This is a genomic window from Nocardia aobensis NBRC 100429 (assembly GCF_000308375.1).
In the GTDB taxonomy this organism is placed as follows: domain Bacteria; phylum Actinomycetota; class Actinomycetes; order Mycobacteriales; family Mycobacteriaceae; genus Nocardia; species Nocardia aobensis.
Genome location: NZ_BAFQ01000016.1, coordinates 1 through 25332 on the forward strand (window position 1 = coordinate 1; position 25332 = coordinate 25332).

23 protein-coding genes are annotated in these 25332 nt (G+C 68.4%); 8 read left to right on the plus strand and 15 right to left on the minus strand.

Annotated elements, in window-relative coordinates; all coding sequences use genetic code 11:
• Positions 1 to 782, plus strand: a 782-nt coding sequence (locus RJ03_RS02410; RefSeq protein WP_036497590.1) for an AraC family transcriptional regulator, incomplete at its 5' end; no start/stop codon positions are given.
• A gap of 57 nt (positions 783 to 839) precedes the next feature.
• Here RJ03_RS02410 and RJ03_RS02415 read toward each other — a convergent pair.
• The 8 genes from RJ03_RS02415 to RJ03_RS02450 form a co-directional block, all read right to left on the minus strand.
• A complete protein-coding gene (locus RJ03_RS02415) occupies positions 840 to 1589 on the minus strand; it encodes a DUF427 domain-containing protein (RefSeq protein ID WP_036497592.1) in 750 nt (249 codons plus the stop codon).
• A gap of 318 nt (positions 1590 to 1907) precedes the next feature.
• Positions 1908 to 3161 carry an MFS transporter gene (locus tag RJ03_RS02420; RefSeq protein WP_036497593.1) on the minus strand — a complete coding sequence of 418 codons (1254 nt, stop codon included), beginning with the start codon at positions 3159 to 3161 and terminating at the stop codon, positions 1908 to 1910.
• Positions 3162 to 3169: 8 nt separating this feature from the next.
• Positions 3170 to 3670 carry a MarR family winged helix-turn-helix transcriptional regulator gene (locus RJ03_RS02425; protein WP_232329515.1) on the minus strand — a complete coding sequence of 167 codons (501 nt, stop codon included), beginning with the start codon at positions 3668 to 3670 and terminating at the stop codon, positions 3170 to 3172.
• Positions 3671 to 3864: 194 nt separating this feature from the next.
• Positions 3865 to 4950: an acyl-CoA dehydrogenase family protein gene (locus RJ03_RS02430; RefSeq protein ID WP_036497594.1), complete on the minus strand. Its 1086-nt coding sequence runs from the start codon at positions 4948 to 4950 to the stop codon at positions 3865 to 3867.
• 31 nt (positions 4951 to 4981) lie between these two features.
• Complete coding sequence (locus RJ03_RS02435; protein WP_036497596.1) at positions 4982 to 5986, minus strand: acyl-CoA dehydrogenase family protein; 1005 nt, start codon at positions 5984 to 5986, stop codon at positions 4982 to 4984.
• A 55-nt stretch (positions 5987 to 6041) separates the two neighbouring features.
• A complete protein-coding gene (locus RJ03_RS02440) occupies positions 6042 to 7172 on the minus strand; it encodes an acyl-CoA dehydrogenase family protein (RefSeq protein WP_036497597.1) in 1131 nt (376 codons plus the stop codon).
• A complete protein-coding gene (locus RJ03_RS02445) occupies positions 7173 to 8147 on the minus strand; it encodes an enoyl-CoA hydratase (protein WP_373281663.1) in 975 nt (324 codons plus the stop codon).
• The gene (locus RJ03_RS02450; RefSeq protein WP_036497599.1) at positions 8144 to 9691 is read right to left on the minus strand and encodes a FadD3 family acyl-CoA ligase; all 1548 of its coding nucleotides are present in this window, start codon (positions 9689 to 9691) and stop codon (positions 8144 to 8146) included. The genes RJ03_RS02445 and RJ03_RS02450 overlap by 4 nt, the downstream gene beginning before the upstream one ends.
• Positions 9692 to 9934: 243 nt before the next feature.
• On the opposite strand from RJ03_RS02450, the gene RJ03_RS02455 reads away from it, so the two are divergent.
• The 5 genes from RJ03_RS02455 (at position 9935) to RJ03_RS02475 (ending at position 14809) form a co-directional block, all read left to right on the plus strand.
• Positions 9935 to 11116, plus strand: a complete 1182-nt coding sequence (locus RJ03_RS02455) for an acyl-CoA dehydrogenase family protein (RefSeq protein WP_036497619.1) — start codon at positions 9935 to 9937, stop codon at positions 11114 to 11116.
• A 76-nt stretch (positions 11117 to 11192) separates the two neighbouring features.
• On the plus strand, positions 11193 to 11987 hold the full coding sequence (locus RJ03_RS02460) for an SDR family oxidoreductase (protein WP_036497601.1): 795 nt from the start codon (positions 11193 to 11195) through the stop codon (positions 11985 to 11987).
• A gap of 182 nt (positions 11988 to 12169) precedes the next feature.
• Complete coding sequence (locus tag RJ03_RS02465) at positions 12170 to 12904, plus strand: hypothetical protein (protein WP_036497603.1); 735 nt, start codon at positions 12170 to 12172, stop codon at positions 12902 to 12904.
• Between the two features lie 45 nt (positions 12905 to 12949).
• A complete protein-coding gene (locus tag RJ03_RS02470) occupies positions 12950 to 13612 on the plus strand; it encodes a TetR/AcrR family transcriptional regulator (protein ID WP_036497604.1) in 663 nt (220 codons plus the stop codon).
• A 45-nt stretch (positions 13613 to 13657) separates the two neighbouring features.
• Complete coding sequence (locus tag RJ03_RS02475) at positions 13658 to 14809, plus strand: acetyl-CoA C-acetyltransferase (RefSeq protein ID WP_036497620.1); 1152 nt, start codon at positions 13658 to 13660, stop codon at positions 14807 to 14809.
• A gap of 88 nt (positions 14810 to 14897) precedes the next feature.
• Here RJ03_RS02475 and RJ03_RS02480 read toward each other — a convergent pair whose 3' ends face one another.
• Positions 14898 to 16214: a lipase family protein gene (locus RJ03_RS02480; RefSeq protein WP_373281664.1), complete on the minus strand. Its 1317-nt coding sequence runs from the start codon at positions 16212 to 16214 to the stop codon at positions 14898 to 14900.
• 543 nt (positions 16215 to 16757) lie between these two features.
• Between RJ03_RS02480 and RJ03_RS02485 the strand changes: the two genes are divergently transcribed.
• The gene (locus RJ03_RS02485) at positions 16758 to 17663 is read left to right on the plus strand and encodes a cyclase family protein (protein WP_036497607.1); all 906 of its coding nucleotides are present in this window, start codon (positions 16758 to 16760) and stop codon (positions 17661 to 17663) included.
• A gap of 48 nt (positions 17664 to 17711) precedes the next feature.
• A complete protein-coding gene (locus RJ03_RS02490) occupies positions 17712 to 19232 on the plus strand; it encodes a long-chain-fatty-acid--CoA ligase (protein ID WP_036497609.1) in 1521 nt (506 codons plus the stop codon).
• Between the two features lie 128 nt (positions 19233 to 19360).
• Here the strand turns inward: RJ03_RS02490 and RJ03_RS02495 are convergent, their stop codons facing one another.
• From RJ03_RS02495 to RJ03_RS02520, 6 genes are read right to left on the minus strand one after another with little or no spacing between them, the layout of a single operon-like run.
• Positions 19361 to 20740 carry a phosphotransferase family protein gene (locus tag RJ03_RS02495; protein WP_036497611.1) on the minus strand — a complete coding sequence of 460 codons (1380 nt, stop codon included), beginning with the start codon at positions 20738 to 20740 and terminating at the stop codon, positions 19361 to 19363.
• A complete protein-coding gene (locus RJ03_RS02500) occupies positions 20737 to 21924 on the minus strand; it encodes an acyl-CoA dehydrogenase family protein (RefSeq protein ID WP_174372250.1) in 1188 nt (395 codons plus the stop codon). The genes RJ03_RS02495 and RJ03_RS02500 overlap by 4 nt, the downstream gene beginning before the upstream one ends.
• Positions 21921 to 22310 (minus strand): nuclear transport factor 2 family protein, encoded by a 390-nt coding sequence (locus RJ03_RS02505; protein WP_036497613.1) that lies wholly within the window; start codon positions 22308 to 22310, stop codon positions 21921 to 21923. Before RJ03_RS02505 ends, RJ03_RS02500 begins: the two co-directional genes overlap by 4 nt.
• A 31-nt stretch (positions 22311 to 22341) precedes the next feature.
• The gene (locus RJ03_RS02510) at positions 22342 to 23253 is read right to left on the minus strand and encodes a hydroxymethylglutaryl-CoA lyase (protein WP_036497614.1); all 912 of its coding nucleotides are present in this window, start codon (positions 23251 to 23253) and stop codon (positions 22342 to 22344) included.
• Complete coding sequence (locus RJ03_RS02515; RefSeq protein ID WP_083870560.1) at positions 23250 to 24545, minus strand: CaiB/BaiF CoA transferase family protein; 1296 nt, start codon at positions 24543 to 24545, stop codon at positions 23250 to 23252. The genes RJ03_RS02510 and RJ03_RS02515 overlap by 4 nt, the downstream gene beginning before the upstream one ends.
• A gap of 34 nt (positions 24546 to 24579) precedes the next feature.
• On the minus strand, positions 24580 to 25215 hold the full coding sequence (locus tag RJ03_RS02520) for a TetR/AcrR family transcriptional regulator (protein WP_036497616.1): 636 nt from the start codon (positions 25213 to 25215) through the stop codon (positions 24580 to 24582).
• Between the last annotated feature and the right edge of the window lie 117 nt (positions 25216 to 25332).

A 25332-nucleotide genomic window follows, 5' to 3' on the forward strand; every position in this document is an offset into this window, starting at 1 on the left:
TGCAGGGCGAATGCTGGTTGCTGGCACCGGATTCGGAGCCGGTGCGGATGGGGCCCGGCGATGTGTTGTTCATGCCCCGTGGTGCCGCGCATGTGATCGCGGACAGTCCGCACAGTGCGATCACCGAGGTGGCGACTCCCGGAGAGCCGCGTGAGATTACCGGGCCGGGATCGCGGACCACCCTGTTGTGCGGGGCATACGAGGTCAGTCGAAGTCGTCGTCATCCGCTGCTGGACCAATTGCCCGACTTCCTCCATCTACCCGCCGATCCGGACCGCTCCCCGGCCCTGCGTGCCGCGGTGGATCTGCTCGTCGGCGAGCTCACCGAACCGCGGCCGGGCACCGATGCCGCCGTACCCGCGCTGCTGGATACGCTGCTGTTGTTCGTCCTGCGCTCCTGGTACGAGCAGGCCGAAACCTCGGGGTGGGCTGGCGCTTTCGCCGATCCGGCGGTGTCGGCCGCGCTGCGCGCCATCCACACCGACCCCGCGCGAGCCTGGACCGTGCCCGAGCTGAGCGCGATGGCGGGAGTATCTCGCGCCACCCTGGCCCGCCGATTCGCCGCGACCGTGGGTGAAGCGCCGCTGGCGTATCTGACCCGCTGGCGCATGCTCACCGCCGCACGCCTGCTGCGCGAGACGGACCTGCCGATCGCGGCGATCGCGCACCGGGTCGGCTACGGCTCCGAATTCGCCTTCGCCAAGGCGTTCAAGCGCGAGTACACCCTCGCGCCCGGGCGTTATCGCCGCGCCGAGGAGTTGCCGCCCGTCCTCGCGGTGTGAGGAGGCCGAATGCGTCCGGAAAACCCTGTGCCGCTGGGCCGGAGGTAGCGCCGTGATTCAGCTGAACGGGGTCGAGTGTTCCTGCCGGACCCCGTCCACGTACAGCTCGACCTTCTCGTTGTAGAAGCAGACCAGCCCGGCGACCTTCTGACTCTCCGGCAGGGGCGTGCGGTAGTACCAGACCAGGTCGGGATAGTCGGTGTCGCCGACGCGGATGTTGTAGTACTCGGCGGTGCCCTTGTAGGGGCAGCTCGTCGTGGTGGCCGAGGGCGTGAGCAGATCCATCCGCACATCGGTCAGCGGCAGGTAATAGCGCGGGACGAGACCGGTCTCGTAGAGAATGTGCGGCGAATTCGATTCCGCCACAACCTCTCCGCCGATCTCCACCCGCACCGTGCGGGAACTGGCGAGGATGTCGACGCGCGTATAGGGATTGCGCGGATGGACGTAGATCGGCTCGTCCTCCTCGAACCACCGGTCCATCTGTTCCCAGTCCAAGCGGATGTGCTCGCGCAACTCCGGGATCGGCGACTCCGGATAGCGAAGGGCCGCAGCAGGTCTGGTGCTTCCGCCGATCACCACGTCGTAGATGTCGCCCTCGCCGCGACTGGTGGAATGTTTGGTCGATCCGGTCGCGACCAGTTCCGCGCGAACGTCCTCGGCCGGCACATAGTAGGTGGGATAGTAGGGACTCTCCCAGACCAGCAGCGGACGGATGGTATCCGCGACGACCTGCCCGTCCACATAGGCCCGAATCCGCCGATGCCCCGCCTCGGTCCGTACCCGCCCCCGATTCGTCTCGGTCATCTCACCACGGTACGCGCGGAAGGTGACAACCCCGGGTGAGTGGTCGACGGGGCACCGGCCCGCAGCGATGTGCCCGAACTTTTCGTGCAAACCTTGGCGGAAATGCGAGGAAACTGCCCAGAACGGCTGGGTTTGCACGATTTGTTCACCGCTACCCGACGCACGAGCGACAACTGGCCGTGGACAGGAAAAGGCCGGAATCCCCTGCGGGTTTCGCGAGGGGATTCCGGCTCACCGCCGTTGCGGTCAGAGAAGGGGTACCGCAGCGGAGGGTGCCGTCGGGGCGAGGGGGTGGGTCGCCCGCGACGACGAGTTCGGTCAGTCGTCGCCGACGGTGATCGCTTCGGCTTCGGCCGGGCTGTGTTCGGCCGGGTCGTGGTCGTCCACGTGGGACAGGGCCGACCGGCCGCCGAGCAGTACCAGCACGCCGACCGCGGTACACGCGGCGCCGACCCAGAACGGGAGGGCCATCTGATGTTCGCCGAGCTTGCCGGCCAGATACGGGGCGGCGGCGCCACCGACGAAGCGGACGAAGCTGTAGGCGGCCGATGCGGTGGAGCGTTCCACCGGGGCGGAGATCATCACGGCCTCGGTGATGAGGGTGTTGTTCACGCCGAGGAACAGGCCCGCCAGTACGGTGCCCACGATCAGCACGGGCTTGTGGTCGGCCCAGATCGCCATGGCGGCCAGATCGGCGGCGAACAGCGCCAGCGCGGTCGCGATCATCGGGACGGTGCCGAACATGCGCTGCAGTCGCGGCGCGAACACCACCGACGCCAGCGCCAGCAGCAGACCCCAGCCGAAGAAGATGAACCCGATCGAATAGGTACCCATGTTCAGCGGGAACGGGGTGTAGGCCAGCAGCGTGAAGAAGCCGTAGTTGTAGAGCAGCGCGGTGATGCTGACGAGCAACAGTCCGCGGTGTCGTAAAGCCTTGAACGGGGCCGTGATCGAGGTGTGGTGGGCCGGTTTCGGCATCTCCGGCAGCAGCACGACGATCGCGACGAACGCGACCGCCATCAGGACGGCGACGCCGAAGAACGGTGCGCGCCAGCTGAATCCGCCCAGGAACCCGCCGACCAGCGGTCCGGCGGCGATACCGATGCCCAGTGCCGCCTCGTACAGGATGATGGCGCGGGCGACCCCGCCGCTGGCCGCGCCCACGATGGTGGCCAACGCGGTCGCGATGAACAGCGCGTTACCCAGTCCCCATCCGGCGCGGAACCCGACGATCTGCCCGACCGTGCCCGACGATCCGGCCAGCGCGGCGAACACGACGATGATGGCCAGGCCGGCGAGCAGCGTCTTCTTGGCGCCGAAACGGCTCGACACCACGCCGGTGATCAGCATCGCGACACCGGTGACCAGCATGTAACTGGTGAACAGCAGGGTGACCTGAGAGGGTGACGCGTGCAGTTGTTCGCCGATCGGTTTCAGGATCGGATCCACCAGGCCGATACCCATGAAGGCGATGACCGAGGCGAAAGCTACTGCCCATACCGATTTGGGCTGCTTGGTCTTCGGAGTGGTCGTCGCCTCGGTCGCGGTCGGTGATGAGAGAGTGGTGCTCATCAACGCTCCTACTTCGAGACAGTGTGTGGTGCAGCCGATTTCAGGGCTTCGAGGAGATCGGTCAGCTCACTTTCGAGGTGGCTGAGCCGGTCGATGCCGAAGTCGGGCAACCGGGCCGCGAGGGCGGTGCCGAACGCGCGACGGGACACGGACAGCTGTTCGCGTCCCGCCGGCGTCAGCTCGACGACCACTGCTCTGGAGTCGTCGGGGTCTTTGGTGCGGGCCGCGAGTCCGGCGGCTGTCAGCCGGCCGATCAGCGCCGTTGCCGAGGGCTGGGAGCAACCGTCGATCTCCGCGAATTCGCTGATTCGCAGCGGACCGTGCTCTTCGAGCGTGGACAGCGCCCGCACCATCGCACGCGGGAGCGCTCGGGTTCCCAGCGTGCCTGCCAGTCGAGTGAGCCGCGCGGCGGTGACGGCGATGTCGACCATGAGCACCTCGGCCGGATCCGGGGCGGAGACCGAGCTCCGGACCGGATCGGGGAGGGTGGGCGACTCGTTCGACTGCACGAGAATTATGTTACATAAGCTAACTATGTATGTACATAGCCTAACTATCTATTTCCGCGTGACGTCGCGCACAGCTCGTTTCGGCAGGTCGGCGACAGTGGTGGCAGAGTCGGACGGCCGGGTCGCGAACACGACTCGACCCCGCGACCGTAGGGGCGCGGGGTCGGAGTACGCGAGCGCGGCCGCGTGGATTGTCAGGCGGGTCGGGCGAGCGGCCGTCCCGGCATTCCGAACAGTTCGGCATCGCCGTGCGCCCGCTTGAAGAACAGATGCGCGTCGTGCTCCCAGGTGATGGCGATACCACCGTGCATCTGCACGGTCTCCGACACCACCGAACGGAACGCGTGCGAGCAGTGGATGCGCGCCGACTCGAGGTCGAGCGTCGTCTCGGCGGACACCGGTCGATCGAGATCCGCGATCGCGGCGTACGCGGCCGAGCGGGCCGACTCCACCAGCACGTACATATCGGCCATGCGGTGCTTGAGTGCCTGGAAACTGCCGATCGCGCGGCCGAACTGCACGCGCGACTTGCTGTACTCCACGGTCAGGTCGAGGCATTGATCGGCCGCGCCGACCTGTTCGGCGGCCAGGGCGGCCCAGGCGACCGCGCGCAGGCGGGCCGTGATCGCATCCGCATCACCGCCCAGCCGGGTGGCCGCCGCGCCGTCGAAGGCGACGGTGCTCAGGCGCCGGGTCGGATCCATGGTCCGGACGACGGTGCGGGTGACTCCCGCTGCGGTGGCATCGATTTCGTAGAGCCCGTCGGCCGTCACCACCAGCAGGGTGTCGGCATTGACGCCGTCCAGGACGTAGTGCGCCGTTCCTGTCAGGGTGCCGCCGTCCGCCCGCACGGCGTATTCCGCCGCCGCGTTTGCGTGTGCCCCCGTGGCCCAGCCCTTGTCGTCCGCCCAGCACACCGCGAGCGTCCGGGTACCCTCGGCGACACCGGGCAGCAATCGTTGCGCCGCATCGGCATCACCCGTCGCGAGCAGCGCCTGGACGCCGAGCACCGCCGACCCGAGCATCGGCGGGTTGTGCAGCGTGCGCCCGAGTTCCTCGAGCACCACCAGCGCCGTATCGAGGTCGGCCCCGACGCCGCCGTACTCCTCCGGAATCGCCAGCGCGGCCACACCCACCTGCTCGCACAGCAGTTGCCACAACCGCTCGTCGTAGCCGAGTTCGCTGTCGATCGCCTGCCGCAGGGCGGCCCGGTCGCCGTGGCGGGTGAGGACGGCGCGGACGGTCGCGGCCAATTCCTGCAGTTCCGCGGTATCGGTCATCGCCGTACTCCCGTCTCGTCGTATCGGTGGTTCACGCGCCGGCCGCCACCGGCGTACGCAGCGCCGCGGCGACCCGGGCGCGATGGAAATCGGCGGTGCCCCAGGCGGATCGGAGCGCGGTCACCTTTGTCAGCCACAGCGACAGATCGCATTCGGACGTGTAGCCGATGGCGCCGTGCACCTGCAGGGCGATCCGTGCCGTCCGGTACGCGGCCTCCGCGCAGGCGAATTTGGCCGCCGAGACATCGCGGGCGCGGTCGGCGGTATCGAAGCTCAGCGCCGCGCGGTACAGCAGCGGTTCGGCCATGTCGAGGCCGATCTTCGCGTCGGCCAGGTGGTGTTTGATGGCCTGATAGCGCCCGATCGGCTGCCCGAACTGATGCCGCTGGATCACATAGGCGACGCTGGTGGCCAGCATCGCGTTACCCGCGCCCAGCAGTTGCGCCGCGGCCGCCAGCGCACCGGCGTCGAACGCCGTCTCGGCCGCCGCGAGCACCGAATCACCTTGCGCCACAACCTCGTCCGGGTTCACCGAGTAGAGCCGCCGCGCCGCGTCCACCGATTCGATCCGGTCGCCGCGGCGAGCCGTGCACAGCTTGTCACCGTCCACGACCAGCACCACGTCGGCGGAATCGGCGTCGAGAGCGGGCGTCTGCGGCGAGAGCGCGATGGTGCCGAGCGATTCACCCTCGGCGAAGCCGGGCAGCCAGCGCCGCGCCGGGCCGGAATCATCGAGGGCCTGCAACAGCGCCGGAATCACCGCGGCGGTCTCGATCACCGGTCCCGGTACCGCGGCCCGGCCGAATTCCCGGCACGCCACCACCAGGTCGATGGTCTCGGCGCCCATCCCGTCGTATTCCTCGGCAACGGCCAGGCCCAGCGCGCCGGCGCCGGCCAACTGCCGGATCAGTGCCCGGCCGCCGCGGGCGCCGCCGCCGTTCCAGTTGCGGATGACGGCGGGCGTACCCGCGGCATCGCACATCTTGCGCAGGCTGTCGGCGAAGTCGCGTTGTTCGGGGGACAGTGCAAATCTCATCGTTGGGTCCATTCAAGGGTGCGGCGCGGGGAGGCGGGATGGCACATGGCGGATCTCAACGCGGTAGCCCGAGCAGGCGCTCGGCGACGATATTGCGCTGAATCTCGTTGGTACCGGCGTAGATCGGGCCCGCCAGCGAGAACAGGTAGCCGTCGGTCCAGGCGCTGCTGTGCTCTGCGGAGGCGCCGAGCAGATCCAGGGCGGTCTCGTGCATCGCGATATCGAGTTCGGACCAGAAGACCTTGTTGATCGACGATTCCGCGCCGAGTTTGCCGCCCTCCGACAACCGGGTCACGGTGCCGAGCGTGTTGAGCCGGTAGGCCTCCGCGCCGATCCACGCGTCGACCACACGATTGCGGGCCGCGGTGTCGGCCGGATCGGCGGTCTCGCGCCACAGCTCGATCAAGCGCGCGGCCGTGGCGTTGAAGCGGCCGGGGCTGCGCAGCGAGAGGCCGCGCTCGTTGCTGGAGGTGCTCATCGCCACCCGCCAGCCCGCGCCCGGTTCGCCGATCACGTCGCGATCGGGGACGAAGACGTTGTCCAGGAAGATCTCCGCGAAACCGGGCTCGCCGTCGAGCTGCGGGATGGGCCGAACAGTCACACCGTCGGCCGACAGCGGGAACATCACATAGGTGAGGCCCTTGTGCCGCTCCGCCTCCGGATCGCTGCGGAACAGGCCGAAGGCCCAGTCCGCGAACGAGGCTCGCGAACTCCACGTCTTCTGCCCGTTGAGTACCCAGCCGCCCTCGACCCGCTTCGCGCTGGAGCGAATGCCCGCCAGGTCGCTACCGGCCTCCGGTTCCGACCACGCCTGCGCCCAGATGTCGTCGGCGCGAGCCATTCTCGGCAGAATGCGCTCGAGCTGTTCGGGCGTGCCGTGTTCGAACAGGGTGGGGGCCAGCAGGAAGATGCCGTTCTGGCTCACCCGCCCGGGCGCGCCCGCGGCGTAGTACTCCTCCTCGAACAGCACCCACTCGAGCAGCGAGGCGTCACGCCCGCCGTATTCGCGCTGCCACGACACCACCGAGAGCCGCGCCTCGGCGAGGGTGTGCTCCCAGGCCCGATGCGCCTCGAAACCCTCCCGGGTGTCCATCGACGGCAGCGGTTCGGCGGGGACGTTCGCGCGCAGGAATTCCCGTACTTCGAGCTGGAATTGCGCTGCGGCCGAATCGAGTTCGAGATCCATCTACTTGCCGCTCCGTTCTGCGGTCGTTGCTGTGGTTGCGGTGGTCGAATCAGGCCCGGAGGCGGCAGCCTGCGTAACCACGGAGGGCCCTCGACCACCGCCATCGGACACAGCGGCCTTCATCGACTTGGCGGTCATACCGGCCAGCGAGTCGGTGCCGACCTCGGCGTTGTGGGCGTGGGCGAAGTGGTGCAGGCCGAAGACCGAGTCCATGCCGGCGCGCATGCCCATCAGGTCCTCGCACTGGTTGACGGCCTTCTTGGTGAGCGCCAGGCCGAATTGCGGCATGGTGGCGATCTTCTCGGCCAGTTCGAGGGTGTGCGATTCCAGCTCGGCGCGCGGCACGACCCGGTTGACCATGCCCCATTCGTAGGCCTGCTCGGCGCTGAACCGATCACCGGTGAACAGCACCTCCTTGGCCCGCCGCGGTCCCAGCACCCACGGGTGCGCGAAGTACTCGACGCCCGGAATGCCCATCCGCACAACCGGATCGGAGAAGAACGCGTCGTCGGCGGCGACGATCAGGTCGCACACCCACGCCAGCATCATCGCACCGGCGATGCAGGCGCCCTGCACCATCGCGATGGTGGGCTTGGGGATCTCGCGCCAGCGCCGGCACATGCCGAGGTAGACCTCGAGCTCCCGGGCGAAGCGCTGATCGCCGCCGGGCCGGTCGACGTGGTCCCACCACAGCGCGGCCTTGTTGTCGTATTCGATGTGATGATCGCGTCCGGGCGTGCCGATGTCGTGCCCCGCGCTGAAGTGTTTTCCGCTGCCCGCCAGGATGATCACCTTGACCTCGGCGTCCTCGACCGCGCGGGTGAAGGCGGCGTCGAGTGCGTAGGTCATCACCGAATTCTGGGCGTTGCGGTAGTCAGGCCGGTTCATCGTGACCAGGGCGATCGGACCGCGGCGCTCGTAGGTGACGACCTCGCCCTCGTCCGGAATCGGCGCGGGGGTTGCGTCTGTGGTCACGAGATCTCCTCACGTAGTTGCCGCTTGAGCACCTTTCCGGCGGCGCTGTAGGGCAGCCGGTCCCGGAACTCCACGAATCGCGGCACCTTGAAATTGGCCAGGGTCTTCTTCGCGTAGGCGATGACGTCGTCGTCGGACAGGTCGGCGCCCGCCCGGCGCACGATGTAGGCCTTGCCGACCTCGCCCATCCGCTCGTCCGGCACCCCGATCACGGCGGATTCGGCGACGCCGTCGAGCCGGGCGAGGGTCTGTTCGATCTCGGCCGGGTAGACGTTGAAGCCGCCGGAGATGTACATGTCCTTGAGCCGGTCGGTGATCTTGAGATATCCGCGCTCGTCGAGGATGCCGACGTCGCCGGTGTGCAACCAGCCCTCGGCGTCGATGGTCTTGGCGGTGGCCTCGGGATCGTCGAGGTAGCCGACCATCACGTTCGGCCCACGCAGCAACACCTCGCCGTGATCGCCGATGCGCACCTCGAATCCGGCCATGGCGGCACCGGAGGTGTTGGCGATGGTCTCGGGATCGTCGTCGGGCAGGCACATGGTGCCGAAGCCGGAGGATTCCGAGAGGCCGTAGGCGGTGACGACCACCTCGAATTCCAGTTCGCTGCGCATTCTTTCGACCAGCACCACCGGTACGGTCGCCGCGCCGGTGACCGCCACCCGCAGGCTGCTCAGATCGAAATCGGCGCGGGCGGGATGTTCCAGGATGGTCTGGTAGATCGTCGGCGGGCCGGTCAATACGGTGATGGCCTGTTCCTGCACCATCCGCATCGTCTGCGGCACGTCGAAGGTCGCCTGCGGGACGATGGTCGCGCCGGTGACCAGGCAGGCCAGGATCGCCGCCTTGTAACCGAAGTTGTGGAAGAACGGCGGGATCACCAGATAGCGATCGGAACTGTTCAGTGTCGACCGCTGCACCCAGGCGCGCACCACATCGAGCGCCTGGCGCTGGGCGACCAGCGTGCCCTTGCTGCGGCCGGTGGTGCCGGAGGTGAACAGGATGTCGGCGATGTCGTCGGGCTCGACCGATTCCGCGCGGGCGATCACCTTCTCCACCGGCGTCTGCGCGGCCAGTTCGGCGAGTTGCGACCAGGCGATGGCGTCGTCGTAGGCCGACTCGCCCTCGGCCGGAACGACGATGACCGTTCCGACGGCCAAATCCGGTGCGGCGGCGCGCAATTCCGCGAGGCGCTGCCGGCCCAGGAACGGATCGGCGATGAACAGTGCCTTCGCGTCCACTCGGGCGATCACATCGGCGGCCTCGTCGGCGACGTAGCGGGTGTTGAGCGGGACCAGCGCGGCGCCGGTGTAGTGCGTGGCCAGCGCGGCCACCACCCAGTGCCAGGTGTTGGGCGCCCAGATCGCGATTCGATCGCCGCGCTGGATTCCGCGCGCGATCAGCGCCCCGGCCGTCTCCCGCACGGCGTCGAGTAGTTGCGCCCAGCTCAGCTGCACCTCGCCGTCGCTCACCGCCGGCGCATCGCCGTGGATGCGCGCGGCTTCGTGCAGGGCGAGAGGGGTGGTCTGCACAGGGGGTGTCACGTCGTCCTCGTCTTCTACACGCTGGTCGACGGGCCGAGCAGCCGGCTTCTCCGGCGTGGTGACGGCTCGGTCCGTCGGTCGATTCGCGCTGCAGGGCTCACCGCCCTACAAAGCAAGTGCTTGGTAGGTTACTCTACCGGAGTGAGTGCGATCCAGACCCCCGATTCCGCCGCCGGTGCGGATGCCTCCCCCGCGGCGGCCCCCGGTACGGAAAACGCAGCCGACCAGGAATTCCGCACCGAAGTGCGGGAATGGCTGGCCGAGAATCTGAACGGACAGTTCCGCGAGCTGCGCGGGCTCGGCGGGCCCGGAAGCGAGCACGAAGCCTTCGACGAGCGGCTGGAATGGGACCGCCACCTCGCCGCGGCGGGGCTGACCTGCCTGGGCTGGCCGGTCGAGTACGGCGGCCGGGCGGCGACCCTGCGCCAGCAGGTGATCTTCCACGAGGAATACGCGAGTGCGAACGCCCCGGCGCGCGTCTCACACCTGGGGGAGGAGCTGCTCGGCCCGACCCTGCTCGCCTTCGGCACCGAGGAGCAGAAACAGCGCTTCCTGCCCGGCATCCGCTCGGTCACCGAACTATGGTGTCAGGGATATTCCGAGCCCGGGGCCGGTTCGGACCTGGCGAACGTGTCGACCAGCGCGCGGCTCGACGGTGACGAATGGTCGATCAACGGCCAGAAGATCTGGACCTCGCTGGCGCATCTGTCGGACTGGTGCTTCGTCATCGCCCGCACCGAACCCGGCTCGACCCGCCACCACGGCCTGTCCTATCTGCTGGTGCCGATGAAACAGCCCGGTATCGAGGTGCGCCCGATCATCCAGCTCACCGGAACCGCCGAATTCAACGAGGTGTTCTTCGACAACGCCCGCACCGCCGCCGACCTGGTGGTGGGCGAGCCAGGTGAAGGCTGGCGGGTCGCCATGGGCACCCTGACCTTCGAGCGCGGCATCTCCACCGTCGGCCAGCAGATCCGCTTCGCGCGCGAACTGTCGAATCTGGAAGCGGTGGCGAAAGCCAATGGCGCGCTGGAGGACCCGTCGCTGGCCGAGCGCATCGACCAGGCCTGGGTGGGATTGCGCGTCCTGCGCGCCCACGCCCTGCGGACCCTGGAATCGGCGCATCAGAACGTCGACGCCCGCACCGCCGCGGGCCAGGCCTCGGTCTCGAAGTTGTTGTGGGCCAACTGGCATCGCGGCCTCGGCGACCTGGCCATGGACGTGCTGGGCGCCGAAGGCCTGGTCGCCCGGCCTCCGGTCGGCGGCACCGGATCCGCCCTCGATCCGCATCCCGCGGACGACCTGAACCAATGGCAGCGCCTCTATCTGTTCACCCGCGCCGACACGATCTACGGCGGCTCGAACGAGGTGCAGCGCAACATCATCTCCGAACGCGTGCTCGGCCTGCCCCGGGAAGCCCGCTGACCACTCCGCCCGGCCGGACAGCCGGCCGGAAACCATTGGCCGAAGCCGATATTCGGTCGTAAGGAAGGACCTACAAGTGCCTGATCTCTCGGTTCCGCCCCAGCCGGTCTCCGGTCACGGGCTGCTCGCCGGCCGGGTCGCCGTGATCACCGCCGCCGCCGGTACGGGTATCGGATCGGCCACCGCGCGCCGCATGCTCGACGAGGGCGCCGACGTGGTGGTCTCCGACTGGCACGAACGCCGGCTGAAGCAGACCGAGGAGGAGTTGGCCGCGGAATTCCCGCAGCGCAAGGTCACCTCGGTGGTCTGCGATGTGACCAGCACCGAACAGGTCGACGAACTGATCCGGTCCGCGGCGCAGCGGCTGGGCCGCATCGACATCATGGTCAACAACGCCGGCCTGGGCGGTGAGACACCGGTCGTCGACATGACCGACGAACAGTGGGACCGCGTCCTCGACATCACCTTGAACGGCACCTTCCGCTGCACCCGCGCCGCGCTGAACTACTTCCGCACCGCCGGGCACGGCGGCGTGATCGTCAACAACGCCAGCGTGCTCGGCTGGCGGGCACAGCACGGCCAGGCCCACTACGCCGCCGCCAAGGCCGGTGTCATGGCATTGACCCGCTGCAGCGCCGTGGAGGCCGCGGAACTGGGCGTGCGGATCAACGCCGTCGCGCCGAGCATCGCCCGCCACCCGTTCCTGGACAAGGTGAGCTCCACCGAACTGCTCGACCGGCTGGCCGCGGGCGAGGCGTTCGGTCGGGCCGCCGAGCCGTGGGAGGTCGCGGCCACCATCGCGATGCTCGCCAGCGACTACACCTCCTATATGACGGGCGAAGTCGTCTCGGTGAGCAGCCAGCGCGCTTGAGTTTTTGGCCTCCGCTCCGCTCCGGCGGGGTTTCGGCCCCTTGGGCCGAAACCCATGTGGGCGCACCGACCTCTCGGGGTCGTCCTTGGTGGGGTCGGTGCGGAAATTGGGTGGCGCCACCTGCCCCTAGCTGTGCGATCCTGAAAACGTCCGGTTCCCACAGTTCGAAGGGACCACGACCCATGGGTCTGGACGGTCGACAGGAAGACAACGACGTACTGGAACTCGAGTTGATCCGCGAGGTGGTGCTCGCGCGGCGGCGGCAGGACGAGATCGTGCTCGCCGCGCTCACCCTCGGCGCCGAATTGCTCGATCACGCCGGTGCGCGCGCGACCGCGACGCGTGCCGCGCAGATCCTGCGCGAGCACGAGGTGGACGAGGCCGAGGTGGCGCGTGATCCGCGTGCCGCTCTGCGTGCGGATATGGCCCGCGATCGGCGCCGGGTGCGGCGCATCGGCGCCGGCTGCGGCCCGGGGGAGGCCGATCCCGGCGGGGAGCGGCGGCGGCAGCAGACCGCCCTGCTGTGCGAGGTGCGCGCCGATCTGCTGGAGGTGGTGCGGCGCTGCCGCCGGTTCCGATTCGATCGCCTCGCCTTCGCCGACGGCATCGATCGGGGGCTGGCCGCGGCCACCGGCAAATTGGAGGGCGCCGCCGACCGCGACACCTATCTGGCGTGGCGGCGCGGCATCGTGCTCAAACTCAGCGAGATTCCGGAACCCGGCGGCCCACCGCGGGCGATGGCGACCGTGGACGCGGGACCCGGCCGGGGACCGCTGCTCGTGGAATGGGACAGCTGTGAGCGGCGGCTCGCGCTGGTGGCCCGGATGAAACGGGCCGGAATCCCGCCGCCCGAGATCTGCGATCGGTTGCTCGCCGATCTGTCGATGTCCTCGCCGCTGCGCTATTCCATTCGGTGAGCCACCACCATGGACCAAGCAAATGCTTGGTTGTATTATGGCCGAGTGACCGCATCCGAGGCCTCCAAATCCGCACGCCGCAACGAGTTGCTCGGCCTGGCCGCCGGCCTGTTCGCCGAGCGCGGCCTGCGTGCGACCACGGTCCGCGATATCGCCGATGCGGCGGGGATTCTATCCGGCAGTCTCTACCACCACTTCGACTCGAAAGAGGCGATGGTGGACGAGATCCTGCGCGGCTTCCTCGACGATCTGTTCGGCCGCTACCGCGAGATCGTCGCCTCCAACCTCTCGCCGCGAGCCACCCTCGAGGCGCTGGTCATCGCGTCCTGTGAATCGTTCGACCGCTGGCATTCGGCGGTCGCGATCTATCAGGCCGAGGCCAAAAGGCTCAGTGACACACCGCGTTTCGACTACATCGCGGAGTACAACCGGGAATTCCGGGAGCTGTGGCGCAATGTGCTCACCGAGGGCGTGCGCGACGGCAGCTTCCGTCCCGAACTCGATGTCGAACTCGCCTTCCGCTTCCTGCGCGACACCGTGTGGGTGGCGGTGCGCTGGTATCAGCCCGGCGGCCGCATCACCGCGGACACCCTCGCCAAGCAGTATCTGACCATCGTGCTCGATGGGCTCACCAACCCCGAGAACCGTTCCGGCGCAGTCCATTCCGGAGCATCGCAATCCGGCGCCGAATCCGGCACATCCGAATAGGAGCGTTACATGTCCACACCGTCCGATCGCCGCCGGTACGCACCGGTGCGCGAGGCCTACGTCATCGATGCCGTGCGGACGCCGATCGGTAAGCGCGGCGGTGCGCTGGCCGGGGTGCATCCCGCCGATCTCGGCGCGGCGGCACTGCAGGGCTTGCTGGGCCGCAACGCCATCGACCCCGGCAATGTCGACGATGTGATCTTCGGCTGTGTCGACGCCATCGGCCCGCAGGCCGGCAACATCGCCCGGACAGCCTGGCTGGCGGCCGGATATCCGGAGGAGGTCCCCGGTACCACGGTGGACCGCCAGTGCGGATCCAGCCAGCAGGCGATCAATTTCGGCGCGCAGGCCATCATGAGCGGCACCGCCGAGGTGATCGTCGCCGGTGGCGTGCAGAACATGAGCGCGATCCCGATCTCGGCCGCCATGCTGGCCGGTAAGGAATACGGTTTCGACTCGCCGTTCGTCGGCGCCAAGGGCTGGGACCACCGCTACGGCACCGGTGAGGTCTCGCAGTTCAACGGCGCGCAGCTGATCGCCGAGAAGTGGGACATCAGCCGGGAAGACATGGAGCGCTGGGCACTTCGCAGCCACGAGCGCGCCCGCAAGGCCATCGCCGAGGGCGCCTTCGATCGCGAGATCGTGCCGGTCGGCGACTTCTGGATCGACGAGGGACCGCGCGAGACCAGCCTGGAGAAGATGGCGGGACTCAAGCCGCTCAGCGAGGGCAGCCGCCTGACCGCCGCGGTCGCCAGCCAGATCTCCGACGGCGCCAGTGCCACCCTGCTGGCCTCCGACTGGGCCGTCGCCGAATACGGACTGAAGCCGCGCGCTCGCATCCACCACGTCAGCGCCCGCGGCGCCGACCCGATCTACATGCTCACCGCGCCGATCCCGGCGACCAAGTGGGCGTTGGAGCAGACCGGGCTGACCATCGACGATATCGACGTCGTCGAGATCAACGAGGCCTTCGCCTCGGTGGTGCTGGCCTGGCTGAAGGAGACCGGCGCGAACCCCGACAAGGTGAACGTGCACGGCGGCGCGATCGCCCTCGGACATCCGCTCGGTGCCACCGGCGCGAAGCTGTTCGCCACCCTGCTCAACGAGCTCGAGCGCGTGAACGGCCGCTACGGCCTGCTCACCATCTGCGAGGGCGGCGGCACGGCCAACGTCACCATCATCGAGCGAATCTCCTGAGCCGCTTCGTCTTTCGGGCGAAACCGGTCCGGTGAAACGGAAGAGGCCCCGCGTACCGCGGGGCCTCTTCGCATAGGTCCGCGCGGACTCAGATCACCGGGTCCAGCGAGTTGCCCGGAGCGATGGCGCCGCAGTTGGCCGGCGCCGGCCGGCCCGCGAACCGGTCGTTGAGCCACAGCAGGGCCTCCGGCAGCCACGCGATGGTCGAGGGGGTGTGGCTGAGCAGGTCGTACTGCCTGTACAGGATCGCGGAGTTCCCGGTATCGCAGTACTGCCGGGCCAGGCTGCGGACATCGCCGGCGACCATCACGCCGTCACCCGGCCCGGACACCGGCTTACCGTTGTCGGTCCCTTCCAGCACGCCGTTGGCGCCCTGCCCGATGAGCATCGGAATCGTCGGCGTCGGTGCCAGTCCGAGGTCGACCTTGCGCACCGCCTCGACGAACGGCGCCACGCTGTTGGGATCGGCGTACTCCGGTTTGACCATCTGCGCCCAGGTCAGGCCCGGGTACTGGAACAGCACGTTGGCGATGGACGCGTATTGCATCTTGTTCAGGATCTCTGCGCCGAACGGGCTCATATAGGGCGAGAAGTCGATGTCGTAGGAGCGGCCGATGCCGATCACCGCCATCGCCGCCACTCCGGCCCAGCCGAAGCTGCCGTCGATGTAGCGCAGGTTGCGCGCGGGGTTGACCAGAACGCCACCCTCCGCCGCCCCGACCAGCTGCCGGTCGACGTCCGGGGCGTAGACCGGCGCCAGGGCCGCGGCCCAGTTGGTGGCGATCGCGCCGCCGGAATATCCGAACAGCGCGACGCGGGTCTGCTCGTTCAGCCCGATCTGCGCCGAGTGGGTGGCCGCCCGGATCGAGTCCAGGGTGTTCATCCCGTATTCGGGACCGGCGGCGAAGTCGGCCGCCTGGCCCTCGGTGTCGGCGACGATGATCGTGTAGCCCTGGGCCAGCAGGGGCGCGACCAGCTGACCTTCCACATTGTTCACCGCCCCGCCGAAGGACACATTGCCCGCCACCGACCGCGACGGCCCGTCCTCGGGATTCAGCGAATCGTAGAAGGACTGGTAGGCAACGGCTTTCGCGGGATCGACGCCGGTCGGCGGCAGGAGTACGGAGGTGACGTTCACGGCCGGGCGCTGCTGGGCGTCGGTCGTGCGGTACTGCAACTGCACCGCCGTGACGGGCGTCGGGATGCCGGCGAAGTGGTACGGCATCGTGCGGGTCTGCAACACGGTTCCCGGGGCGATCGAGGACAGCGGCGCCGCGCCCGTGTACTCGTAGAACGAATCGGATGCCGCACGCGCACTCGGTGCGAGACCGGTCGCGGAGCCGACAAGCAATGACATGGCCGCGACGGCGGTCGCGATCTGCAGGACTGCGCGTCCTCGTTTCACCAGGAGTCCCCTTCTACCAAACCGGACACCGTCGTCCGGTTACTCGTTGGTAGTGTGAACCCAATCACCCTCGCACGTCAATACGGCCGAAATCAACTGTGTGGTTTCGGAAATCGACCGTTGTCAATGGGGGTGTTCCTGTCGCGATTCCTGTGGCTCAACCGCTGCGACGTGCCTACTTCATGAAAGCTGTTGCAGAGCAGCGAATCTCGGGCGTCACTGGCGAATCGCCGGCCGCCCATCCGACCGTTGAATTATTGGTGTGAAGTGAAACCGCATCGTCTCGAATATTGGGCCGCAGTGCGTGGGCGCCCTTACTTGTATAGCTGCGCGCTATCGCGTCTCGCGGTGTCCGGCCCGCCCGCGCGGTCCGGGGTACCGCCGTCCCGCCTGGTCCGGAAGTCGCCCCCGGCTGCGATCGGCGCGAAGCTGACATCCGCCTATTGACACCGAAAGTGCTGTCGGACACACTTGCGGCACGAAGTTGACATGACTGTCACGTCATAAATAGTTCAGGAGGCAACGGTGCCCGAAGTTCCCGAGATGCGCGCGCTGGGCCGGAAGGTCAGCAATTGGGGTCGGTGGGGGACCGACGACGAGCGCGGAACCACGAATCTGATCACGCCGGAGCGGGTGGTGGCCGCCGCGGCGCTGATTCGCACCGGTGAGACCTTCAAACTCGGTATCCCGCTCGACGGTGACGGTCCGCAGCCCGGTGGTGCGCGCATCAATCCGATCCGGTTGATGTCGGAGAACGGCCAGGAACAGGTACTTCCCGGCGGTTTCAAATGGGCCGACGATTTCGTCTTCATGCCGCTGCAGGCCGGTTCCCAGTACGACTCGCTGGCGCACGTGCACTACGACGACGAGCTGTACAACGGCCACCCCGGCTCCGGAGTGACGGTCAAGGGCGCCGACAAATGCGGTATCCACACTCAGTCCGGCGGTATCGCCGGGCGCGGCGTGCTGCTGGACGTGGCTCGTCATCGCGGCGTGGACTGGCTCGAGGCCGGAACCGCGATCGGCCCCGACGAACTCGACGCCGTCGCGGCCGCGCAGGGCGTGGATGTCGGCGCCGGTGACATCCTGTTGATCCGCACGGGCTGGCGCAAGAAATTCCTCACCGACGGTGATCCGCACGCCTTCATGGCCGGTGAGCCGGGTCTGAGCCTGGCGTGCGCGACCTGGCTGCGCGACAAGGACGTCGCCGTCGTCGGCTCCGACAACTGGGCGGTCGAGGTGATGCCCGGCGAACATCCGGGAACCGCGTTCGAACTGCATATGGTGCTCATCCGCGATATGGGCCTGACCCTCGCGGAAATGCTCGACTTCGAGGATCTGGCGCAGGCCTGCGCGGGCGACGGGCGCTGGGACTTCTTCTACGCCGGGCCGCCCCTGCAGTTCACGCGCGGCGTCGGCTCACCGATCAACCCGCTCGCGATCCGGTGAGAAGGGCGCACCTGCCATGGATTTCGAATCGGCAAGGAGTTCGGACAGATGCTGATCGGTGACATCGTCGAATACGGGGCGCGTAAACATCCCGATCGGATCGCGGTGCGCTTCGAGCAGGAGGTGATCGATTACCGGCAATTGCGTGACGGCTGTCGCCGCCTCGCGAACGCGCTGCTCGGCGTGGCCGAGCCGGGTGACCGGGTGGCGATCCTGTCGGCGAACTGCCCGCAGTATCTGGAGTGCTACTACGGCGTTCCGATGGCGGGAATGGCGTTGACGATCCTCAACTTCCGGTTGCACGAGGATCAGCTCGTCGGCCTGATCGAGCATTCCGGTGCTCGGGTGCTGATCGTCGCCGCGGAATTCGCCGACCTGGTGGACCGCATCCGTGACCGGATCCCGTCGGTGACCACGGTGGTGTCGATCGGCGCCGCACCGGGCACGCTCGGATGGGACGAGTTCGTCGGCGCGGCGTCGGCCGCGGCGCCTGTCTACCGTCCCGATCCCGACGATGTGGCGTGGCTGGTCTACACCAGCGGGACGACCGGCACGCCGAAGGGCGTCATGGTCTCGCATCGCAATCTGCTCGCGGGCGTGACCTCTTCGGCTCTGCAGTGGACCGTCGCCGAGGAGACGGTATTCCTGTTCTGCTTCCCGCTGTGCCACGTCGGCGGTTACGTGGTGCTGGTCAATCACCTGATCGGCGCCACCGTGGGCATCCTGCGCGCCTACGACAACGCGACCTTCCTGCGGCTGGTCGACGAATGGCAGGTGACCCAGACCGGCCTGGCTCCCACGATGATCAACTTCCTGCTGCAGGATCCGGCGTTGGAGCGACATTCGCTGAAGACGCTGCAGGCGATCGGCTACGGCTCCTCCGCCATTCCGTCCGCGGTGCTGCGTGCGGGACTGGAGCGGTTCGGCTGCGATTTCTACCAGGGCATGGGGATGACCGAACTCGCCGGCAACGTCCTGCATCTGGACGAACAGGCGCACCGGCGGGCGGCGCGCGGGGAGACCCATCTGCTCGCCTCGGCGGGAAAACCGATGCGGCTGGCGGATATTCGCATCGTCGACGAGGATTTCGCCGATGTCGCGCGGGGGCAGATCGGCGAGATGGTGGTGCGCGCGGATCAGGTGACCGTCGGCTACTGGAACGATCCCCGGGCCACCGCGGAGTCGTTCACCGACGGCTGGTTCCGCACCGGCGATATGGTCCGCCAGGACGAGGAGGGCTTCGTCTACATCGTCGATCGGAAGAAGGATCTGATCATCAGCGGCGGTGAGAATGTCGCCTCGCTGACGGTCGAACAGGCGCTGTACCGGAACCCGCAGGTCGCCGAGGCCGCCGCGATCGGCGTCCGGGACGACACCTGGGGCGAGGTGGTGTGCGCGGTGGTCGTCCTGCGCGACGGGACGACCGCCACGGCCGACGACATCATCGCCGGTTGTCGCGAACACCTGGGCGGGTTCCAGGTGCCGCGGCGAGTGGAATTCGTCGATGCGCTCCCCAAGAACGTCACCGGCAAAATTCTCAAACGCGATCTCCGCGAACAGTTCTCCTGATCCGTGCCGGACCCGGCGGTCCGGTGGTGACGCTGATACGTCGCCACCGGGCCGCCGCTTCGCGTTTCCCGACGACGCTGGATTTCCATGGTCGTACCCCGAAACGGCTGATCGCCGCCGTGGTGCGATTACCTCAGGTGGCGCGGATTCGCGATCCGCAGGCGGGCCAGGACCGCGGCGGAGATCGCCCGGCGCACGGCCTCGTCGGTATACGACACCGCGCCGGAGCGCAGCCGCGCGGCCAGATCCGCCTCGGACTCGCAGCCCAGCGCCGCCAGATGACCGTGCACCGCGTCGGTGGCGGCGGGGCCGGCGGCCGATTCGCGCGCGGCGATGCCGAGCAGATTCGCGCAGACCCGAAGGAGGTAGCGCGCGCGTGATTGCTCCGCCGGGAGTGCGGGCCCGATCTCCGCGGTGAGCGTTTCGGCGATCAGTTCCATGATTTCGGCGGGGTGCGGCCGATCGTGCACGGTCGCAGGCGTTTCCGAGGGCGAAGGAGTCGGCACGGTGTCGTCGAGCAGGTCCAGGACGGTGAGCAGATCGTATTCCGATTCGCAGACCCGGCGCCCGATCGCGGCGAGTTCGAGCGAGCGTTCGCCCCCACTGAGATGCCGCTGCGCCTGAAAGCGGCTGAGCACCAGCCATTTCAGCGTGCCGAATGCTTCCCACCAGTGCAGTTCCGCCGCGGTGGGCCGGTAACCCGCGGACCGTTCGTAACCGTCCAGGAGTTGCTGCCGACTGCCCAGCCCGCCCACCGGCGCCTCGGCGCCGAACCGCCAGGCTCGCACACACAACCAGCCCAGATCCTCGATCGGATTGCCGAGGTGGGCCAGCTCCCAGTCCAGCACCGCGCGCACGCCGTCCGGCCGGATCAGAAAGTTTCCCAGCCGGAAGTCCCCGTGCACCAACGCCTTCGGGCGTTCGACGGGCCGATGTTCGCGCAGCCAGCGCAGTCCGGCCTCGACCGCCGGCCGCGGATCGTGCAGGTCGCGATAGATCTGCTCGAGGGCGTCGAGCGGATCGTGATCGTCGAGGATGTCCAGGGTGTCCAACGGGGTGCGGTGGATCAGCCCCAGGACGTAGCCGAGATCGCCGGCCAGCCGGTCGCGTACCGCGGCGAAGGCCGGATCCCGTTGCAGTTTCCGGGGAATCGACTCGCCGTCGACACGCTCCATCAGCAGATACGGGGCGTCGATCCCGGGCGCGGTCGCCCCGTCCGCGAGGACGGCGGGCACCGGCACTCCGGCAGCACCGGCCGCCCGCAGACAGACTGCCTCGGCGTGCATACGCGCCGAATCGCCGTGGCCGGGCGGGTCCCGCCGCAGCACCGCCCGCACCGCGGCGCCGGTGCCGTCGCGGGCCTCGACCGCGTATACCTGCCGGCTCGCGCCCCCGGTGAACTGCCGCAACGCGACATCGGTGATCGAGGTGCCGAGGGAGTCCGCCAGTACCGCACGAACCCCCTCGGTGAGCGTAACCGATTCGGCGGCAGCCGATTCCGTGCTCACAGCCACGGCGCCGCGTCGGGGGAGCGCAGCAACCGGCGCGCGGTCGACATGCGATGGACCTCGTCGGGGCCGTCGTAGACGCGGGCGTAGCGGGCCTGCCGGTACATCCGCTCCAGCGGGGTGTCGGCGGTCAGCCCGAGGGCCCCGTGTACCTGGATGGCACGATCGATCACATCGTGCAACATCCGCGCACCCCAGAATTTGATCAACCCGACCCGCACCCGATAGTCCTCACCGGCATCCATGGCGCGAGCGGCGTCGAGCGTCATCAGCCGGGCCGCGTGGATCTCGGCCGCGGATTCGGCGATGTACCGGTGGATTTCGCCTTTCTCGGCGAGTAGGGATCCGTGCACGTACCGGGTATTCGCCCGCTCGCACATCAGCTCGTAGGCGCGCTGGGCCTGGCCGAGCCAGCGCATGCAGTGGAAGATCCGGCCGGGACCGAGGCGGTCCTGTGCCACCACGAAACCCTGGCCGCGTTCGCCCAGCAGGTTCGCCGCCGGCACCCGCACATCGGTGAGCCGCACCTCGTAGTGATCGCTCGGATCGTGGCCCATGGTCGGGATGGAGCGGACGATCTCGAAGCCCGGGGTGTCGGCCGGCACGATGATCGCGCTGATCCGGGAGTGCCGCGGCACCGATTCGGGTTCGGTCCGGGCGAAGACGGTGCAGTACGCCGCCTGGGCGGCGCCGGTGGTGAACCACTTGTGCCCGTTGATGACCCACGTGTCGCCGTCCAGCTCGGCGGCGGTGGCGATCAAGGTGGGGTCGGATCCGGCGACCTCGGGTTCGGTGAGACCGACCGAGGGCAGGATGTCACCGGACACCATCGGCGGAATCCAGCGCGCCCGCTGCTCCTCGGTGCCGTGCCGGTACAACATGAGCGTGTCCTGCATGGAGACCGAACCGACGGCCAGCATGCCGAATTCGGAGCGGCCGATGATCTCGTTCAGATAGACGAAGTCGAGGAACGGCACACCGCCGCCGCCGAGTTCGGCCGGATGGCCCAGCGCCCACAGTCCGAGTTCCTTCGCTCGCTCCTTCAAGCCGGCGAGGGTGGCGTGTGCGGTGTCGTCCTCGCGGGCCAGCGCCGACTCCGCGGGAACGACCTCGGTATCGATGAATGCGCGCATCCGTGCGGACAATTCGGCGATCTCGCCCTCCGGGCGGTTGAGCGACGTCATCGGTAACCTCCGCTCGCCGCCGACACCTCGCGCAGCGGCTGCGTCGCCGCCGAGTCGACGTATTCGTCGATCCTGGTGATGTGCCCGTCCCGGACACGCACGAACAGGCTCGCGGGAACCTCCAGCTCGCCGTGGCCGGGCAGATGGCCGCGCACGACATGCTGCTGAGCGAAGCCGTCCGGCAGCACATAACGCCGAATATCCTCGTACCGCAGGTTTTCCACGGTGCGCGACAGCCAGCGCAGTACCCGCAGATTGTCCGCGACGGTCTCCTCGGCGTTCGTGTCGTTGTGCCAGATCCGGGCCTCGGGCGCGTAGAGCGCGGTCAGGGCCGCGGTATCGCCCGCGCTGACCGCGGCGAAGAAGCGGTCGGCCAGTTCATCCATGCGAAGGACCTCCGGGTAATTCTCGTGCGACTCAGTGTGATGCCGCATTCCTGGGCCGCAGGCGACCGCCCGCGGCGAGCAGATTGCTGTCGACCGGCTTGCCGAGCAGGCGTGAGATGAGCCGGGCGGCGTCGAGCGCCCGGTCGATGTCGATGCCGGTCTCGATGCCGCCGTCGGAGAACAGATAGACCAATTCCTCGGTCGCGATATTGCCGCTCGCGCCGGGGGCGAACGGGCATCCGCCGAGACCGCCTGCGGCGGAGTCGAATCGGCGCACACCGTGTTCGTAGGCGGCCCAAGCGTTGGCGAGCCCCTGTCCACGCGTGTCGTGCAGATGGATGCCGAGTTCGGTATCGGGCGCCGCCGCCCGCACCCGGTCGATCACGTCGGCGGTCCGGACCGGTGAGGCGGTGCCCACCGTGTCGGCGACGGCGAGCGAATCGGCGCCGCAAGCCACGGCCCGCGCGGCGATCTCGGCCACCCGCTGCGGCGGGGTACGGCCGTCGAACGGGCAGTCGAAGGCGATGGCGACGATCACCTCCAGCCGGCCGCCGGCCGCATGCACCTGCTCGGCGATGGGCTCGATCAGCGCGACCGATTCGGCGCTGTCACGTCCCACATTGGCCCGGCTGTGCCCGTCCGATGCCGAGACGACGTATTCGAGCCGATGCACACCCGCGGCGAGGGCGCGCCCCACCCCGCCGAGACCGGCGACCAGGGCGGAGAACTCCACGCCGGGCCACCGATATAGTTGCGCGGCAACGGCTTCGGCGTCGGCGAGCGCCGGGATGGCGCGCGGTGAGACGAACGAGGTGGCCTCGATCCGGCGCACTCCGGTGGCGACGAGCGCGTCGATGAAGGCGAGTTTGGCTTCGGTGGGAATCGGCTCCTCGATCTGCAGGCCGTCGCGCGGTCCCACCTCGCGGATGTCGACGGCGGTCATCCGATCGTGCCTTCGCCGCGCAATCCGGCCAGCCGGTCGGAGTCGTATCCGAGCAGCTCACCCAGTACCTCGTCGGTATGCGTGCCGGGCCGGCTCGGACCACCCCAGCGCACGCCACCGGCGGTGGCGCTGAGCCGCGGCACGACGCCGACACCCTTGACCGGGACGGGATCGTATCCGGCGTCGTCGCGTCCGACGGACGGATCGACGTGGTCGACGAAGATGCCGCGGGCGGTGAACTGCGGATCCGCCATCACCTCGGCGACGGTGTTCACCGGGCCCGCGACCACGCCGTGCCGATTCAGCAGATCGATCAGATCGGCGGCGGTGAAATCGCCGGCCCATGCCGCGATCATCTCGTCGAGTTCGTCCTGCCGTTCACCCCGCGCGGAATGGGTGGAATACCGTGGGTCGGAAGCGAGTTCGGGCCGGCCCATCGCGGTGACCAGCCGCCCGAAGACGGTGTCCTGGTTGGCCGCGATGATCACCCACAGCCCGTCCTTGGCCTTGTACAGATTCGACGGCGCCACCCGGTCCAGCCGGGTGCCCGAGGGCTGGCGCACATGTCCGGTCTTGTGGAAATCCGGAACCGTGGACTCCTGGATCGCCAGCGACGCCTCGGTCAGCGCCGCGTCGACCACCTGCCCGCGCCCGGTCCGCTCCCGCACCAGCAGCGCGGCGAGCACACCCTGGAAGGCGAACAGCCCGGCCAGGCTGTCGCCCAGCGACAACGCCATCCGCGGCGGCGCCTGTCCCGGGAATCCGTTGAGGTGGCGCAGCCCGCTGATGCCCTCGGCCACCGACGCGTAACCCGCCCGGGACGCGTACGGCCCGGTCTGCCCGTAGCCGGAGACGCGGGCCAGCACCAGCCCCGGATTCAGCTCGCTGAGCACGTCGTAGCCGATACCCCAGCGCTCCAGCGTGCCGGGCCGGAAACTCTCCACCACGACATCGGCCGTGCGGGCCAATTCCAGGAAGATGTCGCGTCCCGCCGGAACGCGCAGATCGAGACTCACACACCGCTTGTTGCGGGCGTGCACGGTCCAGAAGTACTGGTGGCCGCCGCCGGCCGCCTGGCCCCAATCACGAAGCGGGTCGGGACGATCCGGCGCTTCGATCTTGATGACGTCGGCCCCCATATCACCGAGCAGGCGTCCGCAGTACGGCCCCGCGATCAGCGTCCCCAGCTCGAGCACCCGGAAGCCGTCGAGCGGTCCGGCCGCCCCGCGCGCGGCCGCAGCTTCGCTGTCGTGCGTTTCGGGATGTGCGGTGGTCGGTGGGTCCGTTCTCATACTGCCTCCTGAGATGTGTCCCCGGACGGATGCGTTATTTCTCGTCCGGGTCGAGCCCGAGTGCGCCGACCGACATCTGGTCGAGGGTTTCCAGCAACGCCTGCTCATCGGCGTCTTCGCCCTGGATCAGCCACAGGTACAGCGTGTGGTCGACCATCGCGGACATGGCCCGGGCGGCCAGTTCCGGATCCAGCGACGCGCGGACCATCCCGTCGCGCTGCCAGCGGGCGATCGCCTGCGCGGTGCGATCGATGAGCCGGCGCCGATGTTCGTGGCGCAGCTGCCGGAACTCTTCGTTGAAGGTCGCGACCTGCTCCACGATCGCCATCATCCGGGCGTTGCGCCGGTAGGCCGCGTAATAGGACCGGTTGGCCGCGATGAGCCGGGCGGCCGGCGAGAGCTGCGCGGGCGCGGGTTCGCGGCGGTGCATATCTTCGAACAACCGCGTGCTCAGCTCGCCGAACACATGGTCCTTGGATTCGAAGTAGCGGTAGAAGGTGCCGTAGGAGACGCCTGCCTCCTCGCTGATCTGTTCCACTCGCGTATCGAGGAATCCGACGGTCTCGAACACCTTGCGCGCCGCGTCCAGCAATGCGTCGCGTGTCTTGCGCCCCCGCGGCGTCAGATTGTCGACGGGGGTGGGCGCGCTATTGACAGATGACTTCGGCACGGCTCAAACTATCCACGAACATGACATGACTGTCAAGTCAGTTCAGTTGGGAGAATCCCAGCTCACAGTAATGGTGCGGACCCGTCACGGAGGTCGAATCGGCACCACAGCGGAAGG